Origin of the sequence: Shewanella electrodiphila (genome assembly GCF_023283985.1) — a bacterium.
In the GTDB taxonomy this organism is placed as follows: domain Bacteria; phylum Pseudomonadota; class Gammaproteobacteria; order Enterobacterales; family Shewanellaceae; genus Shewanella; species Shewanella electrodiphila.
Window position 1 is genome coordinate 1 of sequence record NZ_JAKIKU010000016.1, and the last position, 19278, is coordinate 19278.

The window sequence follows — 19278 nt, forward strand, 5'->3', positions numbered from 1 at the left end:
CTGCATTAGGAAGATGGTTGTGATCTTAAATTCGATGCTAAGAGACGGTGTTTTGTGGGAAGCGCCAAAAGCTTAAAATTAACTATTGACGCCATAGTCTCTTGTTAGGCATTTGGTAATTTAAACGGAAAAGTTGATTTACATTTATGACATTCAACATGTGTATATTTATGCAACTCCCGCTTATCCATTCTAAGTAGTTCATTTCAGTTTGGGCAATTACCCGAAACTTCATTTGGGTTTCCGCCAAAACTAATAGACCCTCCAGCACCAAAACCTATGCCGCTACCCTGAACTGAAATAGGCCCTTGAGTCGTAATCCCTTGCATTGAAACACCACCGAGATTTCCCTGAAAAGTTGTGCCATCAACAAAGTTTTTACTATTTCCTGTTGCATGTAGATGCGTTTTTTCAGAGTTTACCGTTGAATCTTGGATTACATTAGTACTTCCATCTTTTGCTACGAAAGCTGAAATATCAGCATGAACAATACTATTACGTAATTCTTGATAACTGTGATCTTCAGTTAAAACGGTGAACTCTTTTTGACTCTTACTAAGTGAAGCTATAAATTGTTTTGTTTTAGCCTCAAGCTCAGGGAACGATTCAATAGTTTTAGCAATTTCTTGAATAGCCTCCTCTAGCGTACCGACTTTACCAACTAACTCATTAGCTTTAGAAATTTCAGCCCAAAGTTCTTCCAGTTGTGAATTAAAGGCTTTATCGCCAAGATGACGATCTAATGCCATTCCTGCTTGTTGAATTCCAGGGATTGGCAACATGCTTAAACAAAAACCAAGAAACCTCATCGGTTCTTTGATTCCGTGTTTTTCCCACATCTTTCTAATGCTATTTGATGCTACTTCAATTGATTTATTATCACTCAACTCTCAGATTCCTCTTGATGCCTAACGCCCACTTAAGCGGACAAAAATTGATGGCTATAATTTTGTGAGGAACGAACAATAGCCAACTGTTTTTGTTCCGTTTAAAGTGCTTGTTAGGCTCGTGGTAATTTAAGATTGAGCAGTTCTTCTGGAGACACCACTTTAATTTCATACTTTTGACTAACTTTAGTCAGGTTAGTGGCGCTAAAAATCGAATTTACCCCAGCACCGCTAGCTTTGTCGTTGGTACAGAAATAGTCAATGCCATAACCATAATGAGCCGCTATTGCATCGCCATCAACCCACTCTGCAATATCTTTAGCAAACTTCTTATTTGTTAGGTTGGTATCATTTGTAGTTTTCTCCACCATGCCATAACCCGCGTTTTCCTCGATATTAGTATCTAACTTCCCCTTTCCTGCCCCCAAACTCTCAATATAGCGTGCAACTTCAAATGTTCTAGCCAAGCGTTCTTTTAATGGATAATTAATATCCTTAGCAGCGCAGTCTGCTGAAGCATCAATTCCATGACTACCAATTCTTGGGGTTCTTATAAATTTGAAACCAATTTTTAGGGCTTTAGGAATATTAATTTTTAAATAATCAGACAACTCTGGTGGTGGAGTACCTACAGTCACGTTTGGTTCTTCATCACCGACTTGGATAGAAATCGTAGCCTTAAAACCACGTATATGTGCTTTTCTATCTTGTTTTGGAATAGTTTCTAATGAAACTATTCCTTCAAAAAAATATGGGACAATTTCATTATTATTAATTAAATCATATATTTTTTGGTACACAGGAGAAGCACCACGCTTTGTATCGTCTACGACACTTTCCCACACATTTGAATCGAATGTCACAGATATCATTACAACTCCGGTTAATGATGATAATAGAGCCTAACAGCTTATTAGCGAGAATTCCGATAAACACCCCTAGGCTACTTACCAACACTTAATCACTTTTCAGCTTAATTTATTAATAATTTTAATAACTTAACAGCCATCAAAATTTAAATCAATCGACTAAATAGTGGATAAAACCGAGAATTGAGATAACCGAGAATTATTTTGGGTCGTTATGTAAATATCCATATTAAAAAAGTTATTCATTTTCATAAACTTAAGGCGTAATGATAATAGAAAGTGAGCATTTTCTTGTTTACATAACGAGAAGCAAAGTTTGCATTTATGTGATACGGATATGTATTTGATAATTCACTATAATACACTGAAAAGCAGTAGGTTCTGACAATGTGCAGGTAAGTTAAATGACCAATTTCGTTGCTTATTTCCACCTATATATTCCCACCTATATATTCCCACCTATTCATTTCCAGAAAAAATGCCCAAGCTATAACCTAGCTTGGGCATTGATATTACTTTAAATGTTGGAACTACATTTTCAGGACTTTACTCAGTGGTAAATCACGATAACGTTTGCCTGAGGCAGCAAATATGGCATTGGTTAAACTCGGTGCCACGGGTGGCACGCCGGGTTCGCCCACGCCTGCAGGTTTTGCATCTGACTCGACAATAATGGTTTCGATTTCAGGTGACTGGCCGATGCGTAGCAGTGGATAGTTATGGAAATTAGATTGCTCGACTTTACCGTCTTTATAACTAATTTCGCCCATCATCGCCAAGCTTAAGCCGAATATGATGGCGCCTTCGGTTTGCGAATGTACCCTATCTGGGTTGACCACAGTACCTGCGTCAATCGCGGCAATGCTTTTTAATACAGTCAACTTATCGCCGTCCATTTCAACTAATGTGGCTACTGCAACATAACTGACAAAGCTACGATGTACTGCAAAGCCCCAACCTTGATTGGCTTGGATTTTAGGCTGTTTTGCCATGGCCTTTTCTACTGCGTCAATCACGCTTAAATAGCGGCCGATATCAATAGGAAAATCCTCTAAGGTTTCACCATAGTTACCGTATTTCACCACTTGGTTTTCAAGCTTTTCATGTCGCGGTTTGCCCAGCAGCTCACGCCACATGCTAATACAGGGTTTACCTGCATTTACTGCAAGCTCATCGACAAAGCTGCCGACACCAAAGCCATGCTGAATATTACACACTGAGCGCATCCAACCGATTCGTGAATGGGCAGTGGCTTTGACTGATTCAAGCTGAATTTGGCTTAAATTAAACGGCATATCAGAAAAGCCAAGGTCTAACTCCCCTGCTGATGGCATATCAACGCCTTCGGCAAAGGTTGAACTAATCGATGGGAAACCTGTGCGGGCAAGTAACGCCGTTGGCGCTTTATTGCCATCTAACTTAGCTTGGTAATGCTGCGCACTAATAGCATGGTAGTAACCGTTTTGAATTTCATCTTCGCGGCTCCATAGCAGTTTGACTGGTTTAGCGATTTTCTGTGATAACCACGCTGCCTCGGCGCTAAAGTCAGGTTTTGACTTGCGGCCAAAACCACCACCTAGCAAGGTGACATTCACTTTCACTTGCTCGTCTTTTAAGCCTAAAACCCCAGCAACATTTTTCTGGGTGCTTTGCGGTGTTTGAGTTGATGCCCAAATTTCGCAGCCGTCTTTAGTCACTGATGCAGCAGCCGCTGGCGGCTCCATCATGGCATGGGTCAAATACGGCACGGTATAAACTGCTGATAAACTATTATCGTCACTCCAGTCACTGACTGATTCGCCCAATTGACGAATAACCGTACCTGACTCACCGACGCGTTTAACAAGCGCAGCTAAATCTGTATCCGAGTCATATTGACTGTTTGCAGAGTCTGTCCAGGTGATTTTTAGTGCTTTACGGCCTTGCAGCGCACTCCAGCTATTAGTAGCAATAACCGCAACACCACCAAGGGGCTGAAATAACGGCGCACCTTTTGATATCGGAATTTGAATCACATCCAATACCCCTGCCACTTTGCGAGCAGCGCTATCATCTAAAGTCGCTACATCACTGCCCAATACTGGCGGTCGAGTAATTGAGGCGTGTACCATACCTGCTACTTTTACATCAAAACCATATTCAGCTTTGCCGTTAAGCATAACGTCCATATCTACGATGGTGGGCGATTTTCCGATATGAGTAAATTTCGACGCTGGCTTTAACGCCACGCTATCAAGTGCTGGTGTTGTAAGTGCTGAGGCTGCAATGGCAAGCTCGCCAAATGACAGGCTTTTACCATTAGTTTTATGATGAATTTTACCTGCTTTGGCATACACATCTGCCGGTGACACTTGCCACTGGTTAGCGGCTGCTTGCTCTAGCATGCTTCTTGCTGTTGCGCCCATTTGACGCATTTTTTGATAATGCTTACGGATACTGCGGCTACCATCGGTGTTTTGACTGCCATATTGCTCGTCAGCCAAACCTTGAACCACAACGATTTGATCCCACTCAGCTTCTAGCTCATCGGCTAAGACTTGTGGCACACCTGTTCTAATACCTTGACCCATTTCAGAGCGGTGACAGGTTAAATACACCTTATTGTCTTCACCAATGGCGATAAAGATGTTCAGCTGCGCTTGCTTGCCTTGAGCAATTGCCATGGGACTCCACGCTAAGCCAGATGCGCCTAAGGCTAAGCCTCCGCCCACTGCGCCAAACAGTTTTAGCACGTTACGACGGCTAATGTTTTCAACTGCGGTAAATGTGGTCATGGTTATGCCTCCACTTTACTGTTTTCAGCAGCGGTATTAATTGCAGCTTTTATGCGAGGGTAAGTGCCACAGCGGCAAATATTACCCGACATGGCATCATCAATTTGCGCTTCAGACGGTTTGGCTGTGGTGTTAAGTAACGCAGCCGCAGACATAAGTTGTCCTGCTTGGCAGTAGCCACATTGCGGTACGTTATGTTTCTCCCACGCGGCTTTTAGCTTATCGGCTTCAAGCCCTTCAATGGTCGTTACTGACTTACCCGCCGCTTGTTTTATGCTGGTTAAGCAGCCGCGAACTGGCGCACCATCAATGTGGACGGTACACGCGCCGCAAAGGCCTGCACCGCAACCATATTTGGTACCTGTTAAACCTAAAATATCTCGCAGCGCCCATAAAATTGGCATGTTTGGATCTGCATCTAAGGTGAAGCTTTTACCGTTCACTTCAAGTGTTTGCGTTTGTTGCGTCATCACTTACTCCTTGTTGGCCAACCACCAGCTAAGATCGGCTTGGGTATCTATATCAATGGCGGCTTGCTCTAACGGAAGTACAGCCAAGGTTTGATTAGTTAAATGTTGTTTTAATAGTTTTTTAGCCCCAGCATCACCTTCGAGCTGCTGAAGGGCATCAAAGTCTTCAGCTACAAATATCGCAGGTACACCTGGGTTTTGTTGATAATAAGCCGCGGTGGTTTGACCAAAAAGGCAAAACACACGGTATAGGCTTAAATAATGTAATTGGGAAACAGCCACTTGATCTGCAAGGCTTAACAACAGAGCATCGGCTTTTTCGGCTTGGGCATATTTTGCCGCCATGGCAACCGAACTGGCGATGCCCGATTGCCAGTCTTTATTGATGAGTATCGGTGTATTCATTGGCACTAATGGCGATAACACATCGATATGTCCGCCTAAGATAACGCAAGGTTTACCAATATCTATTTGCTCAGCCGCCTGGGTTAATTCCAATAGGCTGTGAGTCAGTAGACTGTGGGGGTTAGCTTGTGGGTCTGGGTCATTCACTTCTGGGCCTGATACTATGGCAGCAAGCTTTGCACCATCAAATCGTGTGCTTTGACCTGCAGCCAACATCACGCTGACCACTTTAGGGGGCTTAGATAAAAACGTCACTAGGACATCACCTTATCTAAACGACTCAATTCTGCCTGCTTGCCAATGCGGTGGTGTAACACGCCATGGCACTGAGATAAAATACTTAACGCCACAGAACTAGGCAGTTCACCGCCCAGTGCAAGCCCTGCAGGCGCTGAAAAGAAACCACTGAAATCTTGCTCTGTTAACTCAGCTAAGCCAAACACTTTATCCCGCCTATGCCCTGGACCTAACAATGCAATGTAATCAATATTGGTAGGCTGCAGGGTTTTAAGGGCCTCGCAGTCGAGGTCTAAGTTATGGTTCATCACCACTGCAGCATCGAGTTGAGTTAGCTCTTCTGTTTTCAATTGAGTAAGCGGTGTTTTATTGATTTTTGCCGCAGGAAAGTCATAGCTTCGCGCATAGGCGGAGCGACTATCGAATACGGTAATTTTCCAATCAAGCTCGGCAGCGATTGCGGCTAACGGCTGAGCATCTAAACCGCCACCAAATATCCCCAGATGATAAGGCGCTCTCACAGGGACAGATAAATAATCTTGCCCATCTAATGATATCCGCTTTGTTATCTGTTTAGCACTCTGTTTCGTGAGCTGTTTCGTGAGCTGTTTCGTGACCTGCTTAGCGCTCTGTTTAGTGACCTGCTGTGCTTTTGAGGAGGGTTCGAAACTGTCATGTTTAGCAGCATCAGAGGCGATAAATTTACCTGACATTTCTCCTGCATGACTCTTGTTGCCATGCAGAGATAATTGATAATGCCCCTGATTACCGCGCGTAAGCTGCTGATGAAGTTCTGGCAAGCCAAGGTATTGGTTATCTGCCAGTAATGGCACCATCATGATATTAACAAGCCCACCACAACCGAGTTGGTAACTCGTATCGTTTTCATCAGTAGCATCGTAGGTGATATGAGCAATACGTTGAGTTTGAATTGCATCTTGAGCATGACGACGTAAATCTGCCTCTAAACAGCCACCACTAAGCATTCCCAACGTTTTACCGAGTGGGTCAAACAACATGATAGCGCCCGCTTTGCGATAAGATGAACCTTCAACTGACGTGATGACAGCTAACGCCCATTCCAATTGCGGTTTTTCAGCCCATGAGTCGAGTAATGAAAGTAAGTGATGCGCCATAGTCCCTGCCTGCTAAATCAGTCCATAATTCACTTCTGTAGCAGCAATTTGTCCAGAGGGAGCATCAAATCGTTACCCAGTCGTAGCCCTCACATTTCAGCGAGGCTCAACATAAGCTAACAAAGGATGTCAATAATGCAAAGATTACTGGGAATTTAATGCTGTAACTCGAGGTGATATATCAATATAACTTGCCAGCGAGTCAAGCTACTCGCTGGTTTGCTAATATACGAAGGAAAGGATAAAAAATGTAACTGTTTATGCGAAACTGACTCGGTTGAACAAACTGTCTTAAGCGACTTTAATGTAAGCGGCTTTAATAAAAGCCAGTTTAATGTAAGCGATTAGGCCAACAACTGATCAGCAACAAATGGATTATGCTGACGCTCTTCTTCAAATGTCGACATTGGGCCATGTCCGGGAATAAAGTTAACTTTCTCTCCTAATGGCCACAATTTTTGAGTAATTGAATTAATCAGTTGCTTATGATCAGACTGCGGGAAATCAGTGCGACCTATTGAGCTTCTAAACAAAACATCCCCTACCCAAGCAATTTGTGACTCAGACGAATGAAATACAATGTGTCCTGGTGTGTGTCCTGGGCAATGCAGCACTGATAACGTTTGCTCACCGACAGTGACATTATCACCTTCATTTAAATATTGCGTCGGCTCAAACGAGTCAATGTGCGGAAATCCGAAGTTTTGGCTCTGTTTAGCCAAACCTTCTAACCAAAACTTGTCAGCCACGTGAGGGCCGATAATAGGAATATTAAGTTGATTAGCGAGAGTTTTAGCTCCGCCAACATGGTCAATATGACCATGGGTTAATAAAATCTTTTCTAATTTTAAGCCTAACTTACTGACTTCAGATACGATTCTGTCAATATCTCCGCCAGGATCAACCACTGCTGCAAGTTTGGTTTTGTCACACCAAATCACACTACAATTTTGCTGGAACGGGGTGACTGGAATGATTTGATATTTCATTGCTTATTTCCTTACAGTAGCAGGCGTTTGCTTTGAGCTTATTATGCTTCAAATAGCACAAAAAAGTTTGATCTATCTTTTAAATATTTATAAAAAACTCAGATTAGCCCTTACGTATGATGCAAAGTCGTAGCTTAAACTGCTAGTGCTGCGTTGCTAAAGGGAATATCAGCTTTAATTGACTCACGGTGAATAGACTTCAAGCTAGTGTAAATTTAAAGGAACATAAATTAGCTTTCGCTAACAAAACTTACACTGGTTGCGATAAGTTTTCATTGTGATTGATAGTTAAGCTTTCTACAATAGCCCCTTTCTAAGACTCTATTCACATCACAGGTACAGTATGCAAATGGACAGCATTCTTTCAGGTATTGTTTCCAAGAAACATTTTTTCTCGGTTCCGCTCAACTATCAGCAGCCAGAAGGGGAAAAAATCACCGTCTTTGCCCGTGAAATTGTCAGCACAGAAAACCAGCAAAAAGATCTCCCCTTTCTGGTTTATTTTCAAGGTGGTCCAGGATTTGGGGCTGTTAGACCGATTGAAAGCTCAGGTTGGATTAAACGTGCGCTACAAGAATATCGAGTGATCTTGCTAGACCAACGCGGCACAGGGCTTTCAAGCCTTATCAACCACGCAACCCTTGAGCATTTATCTGTCGATGAACAAGTGGATTATGTCAGTCAATTTCGCGCTGATAATATCATTCGAGATGCTGAATTCATTCGCCTTAAATTAACCAACAATACCCAGTGGAGTATTTTAGGCCAAAGCTTTGGTGGTTTCTGCGTACTGCATTATCTATCTGCTGCACCGGATTCAATTAAAGAAGCCTTCATTACTGGTGGTATTCCGTCGTTAACCCGTAGAGCTGATGATGTTTATAAAGCCACTTATCAGCGAGTGATAAAAAAGAATAATGACTTTTATCACCGCTTTAAAGATGCTGAGCAATTAACCGCTGAGTTAGCTGAGTTCATCGATAATAATCAAGTCACATTAGCTACAGGCGAACAACTTACCGTTGAGATGTTGCAATTACTGGGTGTGAATATCGGTATGGAGCAAGGGCCTGAAGCCGTTTACTATTTATTAGAACAAGCCTTGATTGAAACAGGCTCAGGTAAACAGATTAATCCGCTTTTCTTACATCAATTTAGTCAATTTTTAGACTATAACACCAACCCTATTTTCGCTTTAATGCATGAGTCGATTTACTGCCAACAGTTCCATCAGCAAGGTGCAAATTGGTCTGCCCATCGTGTTAGAGAACAGTTCCAACAGTTTAATTATCAGCGAGGACAACGCTTATTATTTACTGGCGAAATGATTTACCCGTGGATGTTTGAGCAATTTAATCAATTAAAGCCTCTTAAAGCATTAGCAAATGCCATTGCCGAAAAAGCTGATTGGAGCAATTTATATGATGTTGATGTGCTGATGCAAAACACTGTTCCTGTCAGTGCTGCCATCTATAGCGAAGACATGTATGTCGATATGAACTACAGCCTAGAAACGGTGCAATTAGTTGATAACTTGAAATATTGGCTCACATCAGAATATGAGCACAATGGTATTCGTATCGATGGCGAGCGGGTTTTAGATAAGCTAATCTCATTAAATCGCCAAAAGAGTCTTAGATAATATAATATTTAAGCTAAAACCTGCTTATGATCACAATATGAAAGGCTAATTTAATTTTCAGTTAAGCAAGAACGGGCATAATCTAGCCTGTTCCGCCCTTTATGTTGTGAACTAGTGAATTTTTTATGAGTAATCCTTAATTGAATTACTCATTTTTTTTGCCTCAAATTCAGTGGTTAGTATGCTTTATTTTAATCATTCACCAACAAAGCTAGATTCCCACTCATCGCTAGCTGGCTGCGGCCGCACCTTCAGTTTCATCGTTAGGTTTGTCACGAAGCGAGAAATAAATCTTCGATACCATAAATTCTGCAATCAAGATACCAAACACTAAAACAAAGAAAGCAACGATGCCGTCAAATGGGCCAGTAAAGGTAATACTGTCGCCGAAGGCTAAGTTAATGGCTTCAAGCATGATGATTTTCGAAAAGAACAAAATCGCCCAAGTACTTAGCGCGCGATAAACCTTAGGTGCAGTGCCAGGTTTACTCTTGAAGTAGTCAGCTAACTTATGTTCAAAGGCTATGGTTAGCTTTAACAGCAACTGCAACAGAATGGCGACTAATAATGAAATTGAGAAAGACGAGACACTAATATGTTGCCAGTACTCAGCAAGTAGATTTAACACCGTCAAATCGACTAAAACAGCGAGAGTATAACCAACAAAATAACGTTGGGGACTATTAAAACCATGCAAAGGTGTGGCAATACTGGTTGTTTCTGCTGACATTATAAACCTCTAATATATTGATACTTTATAAAAAAAGATTAATCACTCATTTATATTAACCACATTACAACAATACACAAACATATTACTGCATGAAGCACCTGACTAACTCATTCGAATAGCTGTTGGTTACAGCTATTCGTTTCAGCTATTCGTTTCAGTCATTCAATCCAGTGCTTAAGCCGCTATATTATTTTACCCGTTATTAAGCTAATACCTAAAAAGCGCCAAAGAAGCTTTTCAATGCTTTAAGCCTGAGTGTTGCGGCCCCTAACATATCAATCGGGCCTAGCAGTGAAAAAGGTTTCTCAGTAGAAATCCAGGCTGAGCCTCGTGCGCCAATCGGAATTTCAATGCCTTCTGGGTCGCTAAACTCTATCAACACTGTTCGGCCAATATTTTTTGAGTTATTGACTAACTGCTGAGCGACGCCTTGTTCTTGACTGCCGTGACTGCCTCTTGCCTCCCCCGTAGCTAAAGATATTGAGTGAACTCGCCCTCTAAAAATATGCCCAGGGTATGCATCTACATAAAACTCGGCAAATTGACCTTGCTTTACTCGGTTCCATAGCTGATCGGGTATACGCATCTCAAGGATTTTAGTTTCAGTATTCCACAGTTGAATATTACCAATTCTTGACCCTGCTGCTGTATCAATACGTGTTACTGCGCCATCAAAAGGAGCGCGAATTTCTAGTTGGCTATTTTCAAACTCAGCTTGTTGTTGCTGGGCAACTAATGATTCACGATCAAATTTCATCGCATTTAACCTTGTTTGATACTTATCAATGTCTCGTTTAGCCACGACATTTTTAACTTGAGTTAACCTTGTTAAATCCTGCTCAGTTTGTGCTATATCAGCGTCTAAGCTATTAATCTCAGCTTCAACCTGGCGAAGGCTATTGGTTTCTTCATTATTCACCAAAGTGTAGAGTAACTGGCCTTCTTTAACTTTCTGATTGTGCTTAACATAATACTTATCGATTGACTCTGTAATCGGGCTTAAAACCGCTGTTTGTGCTCTCACAACCGATGAATCAGTTAAGTCCACAGGAGAATAGAATCGATGAGCAAAGAACACTGCAAGGTTAATCAGCACACCTACAACAATCATAGAAATATAATTAGCCGTCGTGCGTTTCACTAAGCCAGTTTTAATTAAAATCCAGCAAATTAGTACATATGGATACAATAGTTCTTTCATTATGCTTGTCTCCCTATAATCACTGCAGAAATTTTCTTCCAGTCGGTTACAACAATTAAGATGGCAGCTATCCACAATTCATTGTAAAAAAAGCCGATAGTACATAACCAGAAAATCAATTTTGCTTGCCCCGTATGTTCAGCATGCTTTTTGGGTAGAGAATGAAGTTTCCAGTAACCCCAAATTGCTAAGCAAATAGTCACGACCAACATCATGGTTAATGCGCCAATAAAGATTTCAGTGTCCAGCAACTTACCCTTTAACGCTGAAGTGGTGGTCCAATAATCCGCTGGAATATCTTTGTGATGAACGGTAAAACCATTTGCTAGTAATACCGAGCCGCAAATGACCGCCAGCAGCGTCAATAAAATATAAAATTTTGTTTTATGGCGATTAAAAAAACCTGCTTTAGCATTAGCTGCAGTGGTATCAATAGACGAAGGTATTTGTTCTGTCATAGCCTGCCTTATTTTGATGTTGTTGAATCATCTTGGTATGGCAGAAATTATAAGGAGAGAAGCTACGGCAAAGTTACCATTTTGCGCCACACATTATTTAGTATCGAAATGAACAAAATCAGCCACAATGACTCGAACTAGAAATGAGGAGTGAGGTATTTGTAGTAAGTAGTGCGTTATGCGTTATAAATAGTGAGTTATGAGTTATGAGTAGTGAGTAGTGAGTAATGAGTAATGAGTAGTGAGTAATGAGTAATGAGTTATGAGTAGTGAGTAGTGAGTAGTGAGTAATGAGTAATGACTAACAGGAATTTAGCTAACGAGTCGTCATATAGAATATACAAGTATGAATGTTCGGTAATTAATCAGAAGATTAAAAATGGTCAACTTTCACGTTATCTAACCAAATAGATTCAACTCGGTCTGCACGTTCTCGTAGAATGCCTAACTGGATAAACATATTCTCATCGTGTGCCACAAGCGTTTGCAGGGTTAAATGTACTTGAGGCTGATTGTTTATTGCCATCATTATGCGACCTTCAGTCATCGACCAGTATGTTTCTAATGTCACCGTATACCAAGTATTAGCTTTAATATCGTCAAGATACCACAAGGCTTGCTTAGTATTAGGTTGCGCAGCTTCACCATCTATAACAACTGATTTTGCGATATTAGAAACCAAACTCATGCGTGAACCATTAAGCTGTAAACGATAACTTTGCCGGTAGGTTTTATCTGACTCCCAGTAAGCAATCTGATGGGTATCTTCACTAAATAGTTGAGGTAGTAGAAATTGCCAGCTAACAGTGGTTGTTTGACCTGGGCGAGTATGGGTGGGTTTATGTTGTAGTTCTACTCGGTTAAGTGCTTCAATCCCACGCCATAGGTAAGATTGTTCACCTTTAATTGTTAATAATGCACCGTAATTTGAACTAGGTTCACTCGTAATATCTGAAATTGATTCTGAATTAATCAGATTTAACCCTGCAGGCTTAGGAAGAATATTGATGCCTTGTGGGTGAAGCACGTATGACCAATTATCTAGATTCAATTCAGCAAAAGTTTCTTGCCACCCCCCAGCCGACCAACAAATGTTACTCATCAATACACTTAAGATGACTAAAGTTGATTTAATAAAAAAGTGAACGCCTTGCTTCATGTAACTCATCCATAAATTTCATTTAAGCTCAGGAGTAATAATTTAACTAAACACATACTTCCGATTGAATAAGTTAATTTAAGCTAATTAGCGGTTTTTTTCGATACTCGCTTAGTGGTATTTTTTATCGTTTTATTGCCAGAAGAGGAAGAAGACGCTTTTCTTTTATAACCACTGCTTTTTGTACTACTACCTTTTGAACTACTGCCTCTTGAACTACTGCTGCGACGCTTTTTATAACCAGGGCCTGTGACACCTGACAGAGCACTAGGTAATTGATTCGCTGCTTGAGTAATCAAGTCATTCAACTGGTTTAGCAAAGGAGACATAAATGCATCATAGCGTAATTGCTTTTGACTAATGGCATCCAGGCTACTTTCCCATAATGCGGTCATATCCGGTGTTGTGGCTGACTCTGGTAATGAGTTGACCAGACCAATACCCACAGGAGTTGCTACAATCGATTTACCTTGGCGCTGCAAATAACCGCGTTTAAACAGTAATTCAATAATCCCCGCACGGGTGGCCTCAGTGCCTAAGCCATCAGTATCTTTAAGGATTTTTTTAACGTCTTTGTTGGTCACAAAGCGGTTGATACCCGTCATCGCACCCAATAACGTCGCATCAGTGAAATGCTTAGGCGGTTGAGTCACCTTTTCAAGAAGCTCACCCTGAGTGCAATGTAACGACTGACCTTGAGTGAGTGCTGGTAAGGTCGCCAGTTCATCATCATCCTTTTTAGTCGTATCGCTTGCAGCAAACAGCTGTTTCCAACCTAACGAGGTTTCTTGCTTGGCCTTGGTGGTAAACAAACCGCCTGCAATAGTCACTTCTACCTGAGTTTCATCGTATAAGTAAGCCTTATAGAACTGGGCTAAATATTGCCTGGCAATATGTGAATATAACTTGGCTTCTTTACTGGATAAATTGGCCAAATTAGTGACTTTTTCTGTTGGTACAATCGCGTGATGAGCATCGACTTTTTTGTCATCCCACGCTTTGGATTTAAGTTTGCTATTTGGTGAATCCGCTTTTGCGGTTAGTGACGGATCATTTTTGGATATTGCATTAATAACTTGCGGCGCTAAACCATGTTGCTCAACCGGCAAATAACGGCTATCAGAACGTGGGTAAGTAATCAGTTTATGGCGTTCATACAAGCTTTGACACGTATCTAACACGTCCTTGGCACTCATCCCAAAACGCTTTGCAGCGTCGATTTGCAACGCAGATAAACTGTAAGGTAATGGTGGGTTTTGACGTTTACTCTTAGCTTCCAGTTTTGTGACTTCAGCAGGTTGATTAGTGATACGGCCAACCACATTTTCAGCAAGCCCTTTAGCCAGCACTCGCCCTTCTTCATCCATGTAGGGCTGACAGGCTTCACTGGGTTTCCATTTAGCCGTAAAGGTTTGATTTTCTTGAGTGATAAGATGAGCTAACACATCGTAAAACGGTTTTGGCACAAAATGAGCAATTTCTTCGTCACGTCTAACAACTAAACCAAGCACTGGCGTCTGTACCCGACCGACCGACAAAACCCCTTGATAACCGACCTTTCTACCTTGAATGGTATATGCACGAGTCATATTCATGCCGTATAACCAATCAGCGCGACTACGCGCCAGCGCTGAAGTTGAAAGCGGCACAAACTCTTTATTGCTGCGCATTTGGTTTAATGCTCTTTTCACTGCAGAGGGGTTTAAATCGCTGATGAGTAGCCGCTGAGTTTGGCTAATCTTATCGGCTTTAATACCAGAATAGGATATCACTTCATCAACCAGTAATTGCCCTTCTCTATCAGGATCGCCTGCGTTAACCAGACTTGATGCCTGTTTTATCAGTTTTTTTAATGTGCTTAGCTGAGAGCGTGTTTTTGATTTAGGTTTTAACTTCCATTGCTGTGGCACTATTGGCAAGTGAGCTAATTGCCACGACTTATAAGCGGGATCATAAGCGTCGGGTTCTGCTTGTTCTAATAAATGTCCCACGCACCAAGACACGCAATCACCATTGGCTGTCATGATGTAACCATCACCTTTTTTGTGAGGCTTAGGTAATACATCGGCTATGGCACGACCTAAGCTAGGTTTTTCGGCAATATAAAGGATCATTTAGTTCAAACCATCAAAAATCGTTAAAGCACTTTTAAGCAGGCTTTTTCATCAGAATTAGTTTACTGTATATAATTACAGTGCATTTTAATAGTCATTCAAGAAATAATTTATCGAAAACAATAAATGAATATAAATAACTCGTGTCGAACACCAGATAACATTTATAAAGCAAATCTAACTAACTCTCGCGCTGACGCGCGCCAATTATTGTAGTAAATTTTCATAATCGATTTATAAACAATATAAATTAGCTCCAATAGCCATACAATTGACTTATTTAGCCTCTTTAAACAATCAAATCATCTTCCCCTGCTTGATTAAAGCTGGAATAAAGTTGATCCAGATCATGATTGCGAACAAATTCTTGAGATAGTTTTAGTTAACGCAGAAAATGAGGTCAGGAGCCCGTTATGGAATTGAAGCAATGTGAGAAGTGCTATACCGACGTTTGTGTTAACGGTAAATGGTTTCACCATGACCACTTAACAACCAGTGCTTATATGCTAAATGGCGGTTCGCCTGAAATGATTGAGCTCGCTAAAATGCCAACAACTGAAACTGAGCTTGTGGATATGCTCACCTGCGTATTTTAAATGTCGGTGATAGCTTAAAGAGTGAATTAACACGTATTACATCTATCAGGATTAAAGACTTACGCCTTTGCGTTAACACTTAAGTCAATGGCATAAAAAAAAGCAGTGCTTGCACTGCTTTTTTATGTCTTGTCATCACCACATTTCAGTGAGCCATCAAGTGCGACTTAAGCCAATTCTTGATTAAAAAATGCAATGGTTCTGTCCCAAGCAAGCTTTGCATTCGCTTCATCAAAGCGTGATGTAGAATCATTATGAAATCCATGCTTGGCATTCTTATACATGTGCATTTGGTATGGCACATTTAACCGCTTTAAGTCAGCTTCATAATCTGGCCAAGATTTATTAACCCGTTCATCTTCTTCACCAAGTTGTACCATCAATGAGGCTTTAATATTTTCTCGGAGTTCTTTCTTAGCGGGTGTTCCATAAAAAGGCACGCCAGCGGTAAGCAAATCAGATTCGACTGCAGCAAGATAATTGACGATATAGCCACCAAAACAAAAACCTACAGCGCCGAGTTTTCCATTACTGTTTTCATGAGATTTTAAAAACTTTGCTGCAGCGACAAAATCTTGTTGGATTTTATCGCGATCCATAGATTTTTGCATCGCTCGGCCTTCATCATCATTACCTGGGTATCCACCCAGTGGATAAAGTGCATCAGGGGCGAAGGCGATAAAGCCTGCTTTGGCTAAACGGCGTGCAACATCTTTAACGTAAGGGTTTAAGCCTCGGTTTTCGTGTATGACTAACACCACAGGTAAAGAAACTGCAGCTTTGCTTGAATCAACATTAGTGGGAACAACCAAATACCCTTGGCCTTTGCCGTATCCCTGTGGTGAGTCAAATGTCTCATAGGTGGCTTTGATATCTGCATCATTAAATGATACTTGCTCTGCTAGCGCGTAATTGGGTAGTAATGCAGAAGTCAGTACAGTCATGGAGTAACCGACAGCGACTAAGGTACCTAGTTTCTTCATGAAGGTTCGACGATCCATGCCACCGTGGGCATATTCGTCATACCAGTCAAATGCTTCTTGTGGGATATCATTTCTTTGTGGCTGAGACATTGTCTTTCCTCCATTTTGAATCATTTAAAATTGAGTTTCTTTGACTAACCTAGGGGAGGAGAAGCACAATGTAAATAGTTTGTCGTACAAATAGTAAATGATTGATTTACTTGAGAAGCTATTTTATATCTTTCTCAATACCGTATATATCTTCATCAATGGTCTCGATACGAGCTTCGAATATGGCTCGTGCATCATGTAAGCCACGGTTATAAAAGTGCGCACCAATATTACTGGCAAAGAAATCCAATAAAAATTCGGCATCGAACTGACCTAAATCTTGGTCTAGTTCATCTTCAAAATAGGTTTGAATTTTTTGCACCATCAGTTCGCGCTGTTCTGCAGTAAACTCAATTTTAGACATCTGCTTGGCTCTCCGTACACATCTTAATTATCAGCGTAAATTAACAAATTAAACTGCTTAGCCCTAGGGCCTGTTGATCTTTGCTGGTTAAATTTTGTTCGAAGTAAAAGCGTTTTAATCGAGGCGGATGAGTTGATGCCTAGTCATCTAAGCCCCTTTTATTGGCAAAGATGCATCCAACAAAGAGTAAAACGCTTTTAGTCGAACCCTTCGGGCAGCGTTTGTTGGTCATTTTTACTGCGTTATCGACTTTTTATGTAGAATAACTACACCACAAAGTCTCTGCCTTGCGCCCTTGATACATAGAATGGCCAACAATTCGCTTCAAAAACAACCTTGAAAGATCAACAGGCCCTAATCATCTAAGCCCCTTTTATTGACAAAAATTCATCCAACAAAGAGTAAAACGCTTTTAGTCGAACCCTTCGGGCAGCCTTTGTTGGTCATATTTACTGCGTTATCGACTTTTTATGTAGAATAACTACACCACAAAGTCTCTGCCTTGTACAAATGGCCAACAACTCGTTGCAAAAACAACCTTGAAAGATCAACAGGCCCTAATTATTTACAATCAAGGGTCTGTTGTTTTTACATTATTCAAAAACAAAAAAGCCAGCTTTTGCTGGCTTTTAACACACAAACTGTCATAACAAATTAAGGATGACAGACGTTATGCATTTCTAAGTTAGTGCCGATGTCTTTGCTATTCGCTTTCGCGTCATCATTACGTAACTGCGTTAAGTGGTCTAAGTAAGCTTGGTCAACATCGTTTGTGATGTATTGGCCATCGAATACTGATGTTTCAAAACGCTTAATTTCAGGGTTTTCCATGCCTACTGCATCGACCAAGTCAGTTAAGTCCTGGAAGATAATGCCATCAGCGCCGATGATTTTTGCAATCTCGTCAGCATCACGGCCGTGAGCAATGAGCTCATTGGTCGTTGGCATATCAATACCGTACACGTTAGGGAAACGAATTTCAGGTGCTGCTGAAGCAAAGTACACTTTCTTCGCTCCAGCTTCACGTGCCATTTCAATAATCTGCTCTGAAGTGGTACCACGTACGATAGAGTCATCGACTAACAATACGTTTTTACCTTTAAACTCAGTATTAATGGCGTTGAGTTTACGACGTACTGACTTCTTACGCTCTTGTTGACCTGGCATGATGAACGTACGGCCAATGTAACGGTTCTTCACGAAACCTTGACGGTAAGGAAGTTCCATACAACGTGCGATTTCTAATGCGATATCACATGAGGTTTCAGGAATTGGAATAACCACGTCAATGTCATGATCTTCCCATTCTTTTTGAATTTTAGCGCCTAGTTTTGCGCCCATGTTTACGCGACTGCCGTAAACTGAAATTTTATCCATCGCAGAATCTGGACGAGCAAAATATACGAACTCGAAGATACACGGTGCATAGCTTGGGTCTACTGCACATTGGCGAGTAAATAGCTGACCATCTAATGAAATATAAATCGCTTCACCAGGTGCAACATCACGCATGACTTCAAAGCCAACAGCGTCTAATGCAACACTTTCTGATGCCACCATGTATTCAGTACCCGTTGGTGTTTCATGCTTACCTAACACTAACGGACGAATGCCAAATGGGTCGCGAAATGCCACTAAGCCTTGACCAATGATCATTGCAGCTACGGCGTAAGCACCACGAGTTTGCGCGTGCACTTTAGCAACAGCGTCAAATACTTCATCGGCACTTAAGGTTAAACTGCGAGTCTCTTGAAGCTCATCAGCAAGTAGGTTTAATAACACTTCAGAATCTGAGGTGGTGTTAACATGACGACGTTTTTTCACTAAGCTTTCAGCTAACTCAACTGTATTGGTTAAGTTACCGTTATGGGCTAATGAAATACCAAACGGTGAATTAACATAAAACGGCTGCGCTTCTGAAGCACTTGAGCTACCCGCAGTTGGATAACGAACGTGTCCAATACCTGCTTTGCCTTGCAGGCGCTGCATATGTTTCACTTCGAAAACGTCTTTAACTAATCCATTTGCCTTACGTAAACGAAACGCACTCTTGTCAACAGTCACAATACCTGCTGCATCTTGACCACGGTGCTGAAGCACGGTCAATGCATCATAAATGGTTTGATTAACCGATGACTGACCAACTATTCCGACGATACCACACATGGGTA

At 41.3% G+C, this 19278-nt stretch carries 17 protein-coding genes and 1 pseudogene; 3 read left to right on the forward strand and 15 right to left on the reverse strand.

Features of this window, described 5'->3' with window-relative positions:
- Positions 1-206 precede the first annotated feature (206 nt).
- The 7 genes from L2737_RS19885 to L2737_RS19915 all read right to left on the reverse strand — a co-directional run bounded on the left by L2737_RS19885 (position 207) and on the right by L2737_RS19915 (position 7767).
- Positions 207-887: a hypothetical protein gene (locus tag L2737_RS19885; protein ID WP_248956887.1), complete on the reverse strand. Its 681-nt coding sequence runs from the start codon at positions 885-887 to the stop codon at positions 207-209.
- A gap of 113 nt (positions 888-1000) precedes the next feature.
- Entirely contained in the window at positions 1001-1759 is a 759-nt protein-coding gene (locus tag L2737_RS19890) for a hypothetical protein (protein ID WP_248956888.1), read from the reverse strand.
- Positions 1760-2286: 527 nt separating this feature from the next.
- Positions 2287-4530, reverse strand: coding sequence for a xanthine dehydrogenase family protein molybdopterin-binding subunit (locus L2737_RS19895; RefSeq protein WP_248956889.1), 2244 nt, complete (start codon positions 4528-4530; stop codon positions 2287-2289).
- Between the two features lie 2 nt (positions 4531-4532).
- Positions 4533-5000, reverse strand: coding sequence for a (2Fe-2S)-binding protein (locus L2737_RS19900; protein WP_102527157.1), 468 nt, complete (start codon positions 4998-5000; stop codon positions 4533-4535).
- A gap of 3 nt (positions 5001-5003) precedes the next feature.
- Positions 5004-5660: a nucleotidyltransferase family protein gene (locus L2737_RS19905; RefSeq protein ID WP_229371319.1), complete on the reverse strand. Its 657-nt coding sequence runs from the start codon at positions 5658-5660 to the stop codon at positions 5004-5006.
- Positions 5660-6778, reverse strand: coding sequence for an XdhC family protein (locus tag L2737_RS19910; protein ID WP_248956890.1), 1119 nt, complete (start codon positions 6776-6778; stop codon positions 5660-5662). The genes L2737_RS19905 and L2737_RS19910 overlap by 1 nt, the downstream gene beginning before the upstream one ends.
- Positions 6779-7122: 344 nt before the next feature.
- The gene (locus L2737_RS19915) at positions 7123-7767 is read right to left on the reverse strand and encodes an MBL fold metallo-hydrolase (protein WP_102527160.1); all 645 of its coding nucleotides are present in this window, start codon (positions 7765-7767) and stop codon (positions 7123-7125) included.
- A gap of 343 nt (positions 7768-8110) precedes the next feature.
- On the opposite strand from L2737_RS19915, the gene L2737_RS19920 reads away from it, so the two are divergent.
- A complete protein-coding gene (locus tag L2737_RS19920) occupies positions 8111-9409 on the forward strand; it encodes an alpha/beta fold hydrolase (RefSeq protein WP_248956891.1) in 1299 nt (432 codons plus the stop codon).
- A gap of 229 nt (positions 9410-9638) precedes the next feature.
- Here the strand turns inward: L2737_RS19920 and L2737_RS19925 are convergent, their stop codons facing one another.
- From L2737_RS19925 to L2737_RS19945, 5 genes are all read right to left on the reverse strand, one after another.
- Positions 9639-10139: a hypothetical protein gene (locus L2737_RS19925; protein ID WP_102527162.1), complete on the reverse strand. Its 501-nt coding sequence runs from the start codon at positions 10137-10139 to the stop codon at positions 9639-9641.
- Positions 10140-10356: 217 nt separating this feature from the next.
- Complete coding sequence (locus L2737_RS19930; RefSeq protein ID WP_248956892.1) at positions 10357-11343, reverse strand: HlyD family secretion protein; 987 nt, start codon at positions 11341-11343, stop codon at positions 10357-10359.
- Positions 11343-11801: a hypothetical protein gene (locus L2737_RS19935; RefSeq protein WP_248956893.1), complete on the reverse strand. Its 459-nt coding sequence runs from the start codon at positions 11799-11801 to the stop codon at positions 11343-11345. Before L2737_RS19935 ends, L2737_RS19930 begins: the two co-directional genes overlap by 1 nt.
- Before the next feature lie 373 nt (positions 11802-12174).
- On the reverse strand, positions 12175-12960 hold the full coding sequence (locus tag L2737_RS19940) for a heparin lyase I family protein (RefSeq protein ID WP_248956894.1): 786 nt from the start codon (positions 12958-12960) through the stop codon (positions 12175-12177).
- Between the two features lie 83 nt (positions 12961-13043).
- Positions 13044-15074 carry a DNA topoisomerase III gene (locus L2737_RS19945; protein WP_248956895.1) on the reverse strand — a complete coding sequence of 677 codons (2031 nt, stop codon included), beginning with the start codon at positions 15072-15074 and terminating at the stop codon, positions 13044-13046.
- A gap of 413 nt (positions 15075-15487) precedes the next feature.
- Here L2737_RS19945 and L2737_RS19950 point away from each other — a divergent pair, with 413 nt between their 5' ends.
- Entirely contained in the window at positions 15488-15670 is a 183-nt protein-coding gene (locus tag L2737_RS19950) for a hypothetical protein (protein WP_102527167.1), read from the forward strand.
- Between the two features lie 167 nt (positions 15671-15837).
- Here the strand turns inward: L2737_RS19950 and L2737_RS19955 are convergent, their stop codons facing one another.
- On the reverse strand, positions 15838-16743 hold the full coding sequence (locus L2737_RS19955; protein WP_248956896.1) for a dienelactone hydrolase family protein: 906 nt from the start codon (positions 16741-16743) through the stop codon (positions 15838-15840).
- A 118-nt stretch (positions 16744-16861) separates the two neighbouring features.
- On the reverse strand, positions 16862-17107 hold the full coding sequence (locus tag L2737_RS19960) for a DUF2164 domain-containing protein (protein WP_102527169.1): 246 nt from the start codon (positions 17105-17107) through the stop codon (positions 16862-16864).
- Between the two features lie 376 nt (positions 17108-17483).
- Here L2737_RS19960 and L2737_RS22565 point away from each other — a divergent pair.
- A pseudogene (locus L2737_RS22565) lies at positions 17484-17669 on the forward strand (hypothetical protein); the annotation flags it as partial.
- A gap of 92 nt (positions 17670-17761) precedes the next feature.
- Here the strand turns inward: L2737_RS22565 and purF are convergent.
- Positions 17762-19273 carry an amidophosphoribosyltransferase gene (gene purF / locus L2737_RS19975; protein WP_102527170.1) on the reverse strand — a complete coding sequence of 504 codons (1512 nt, stop codon included), beginning with the start codon at positions 19271-19273 and terminating at the stop codon, positions 17762-17764.
- Positions 19274-19278 lie beyond the last annotated feature (5 nt).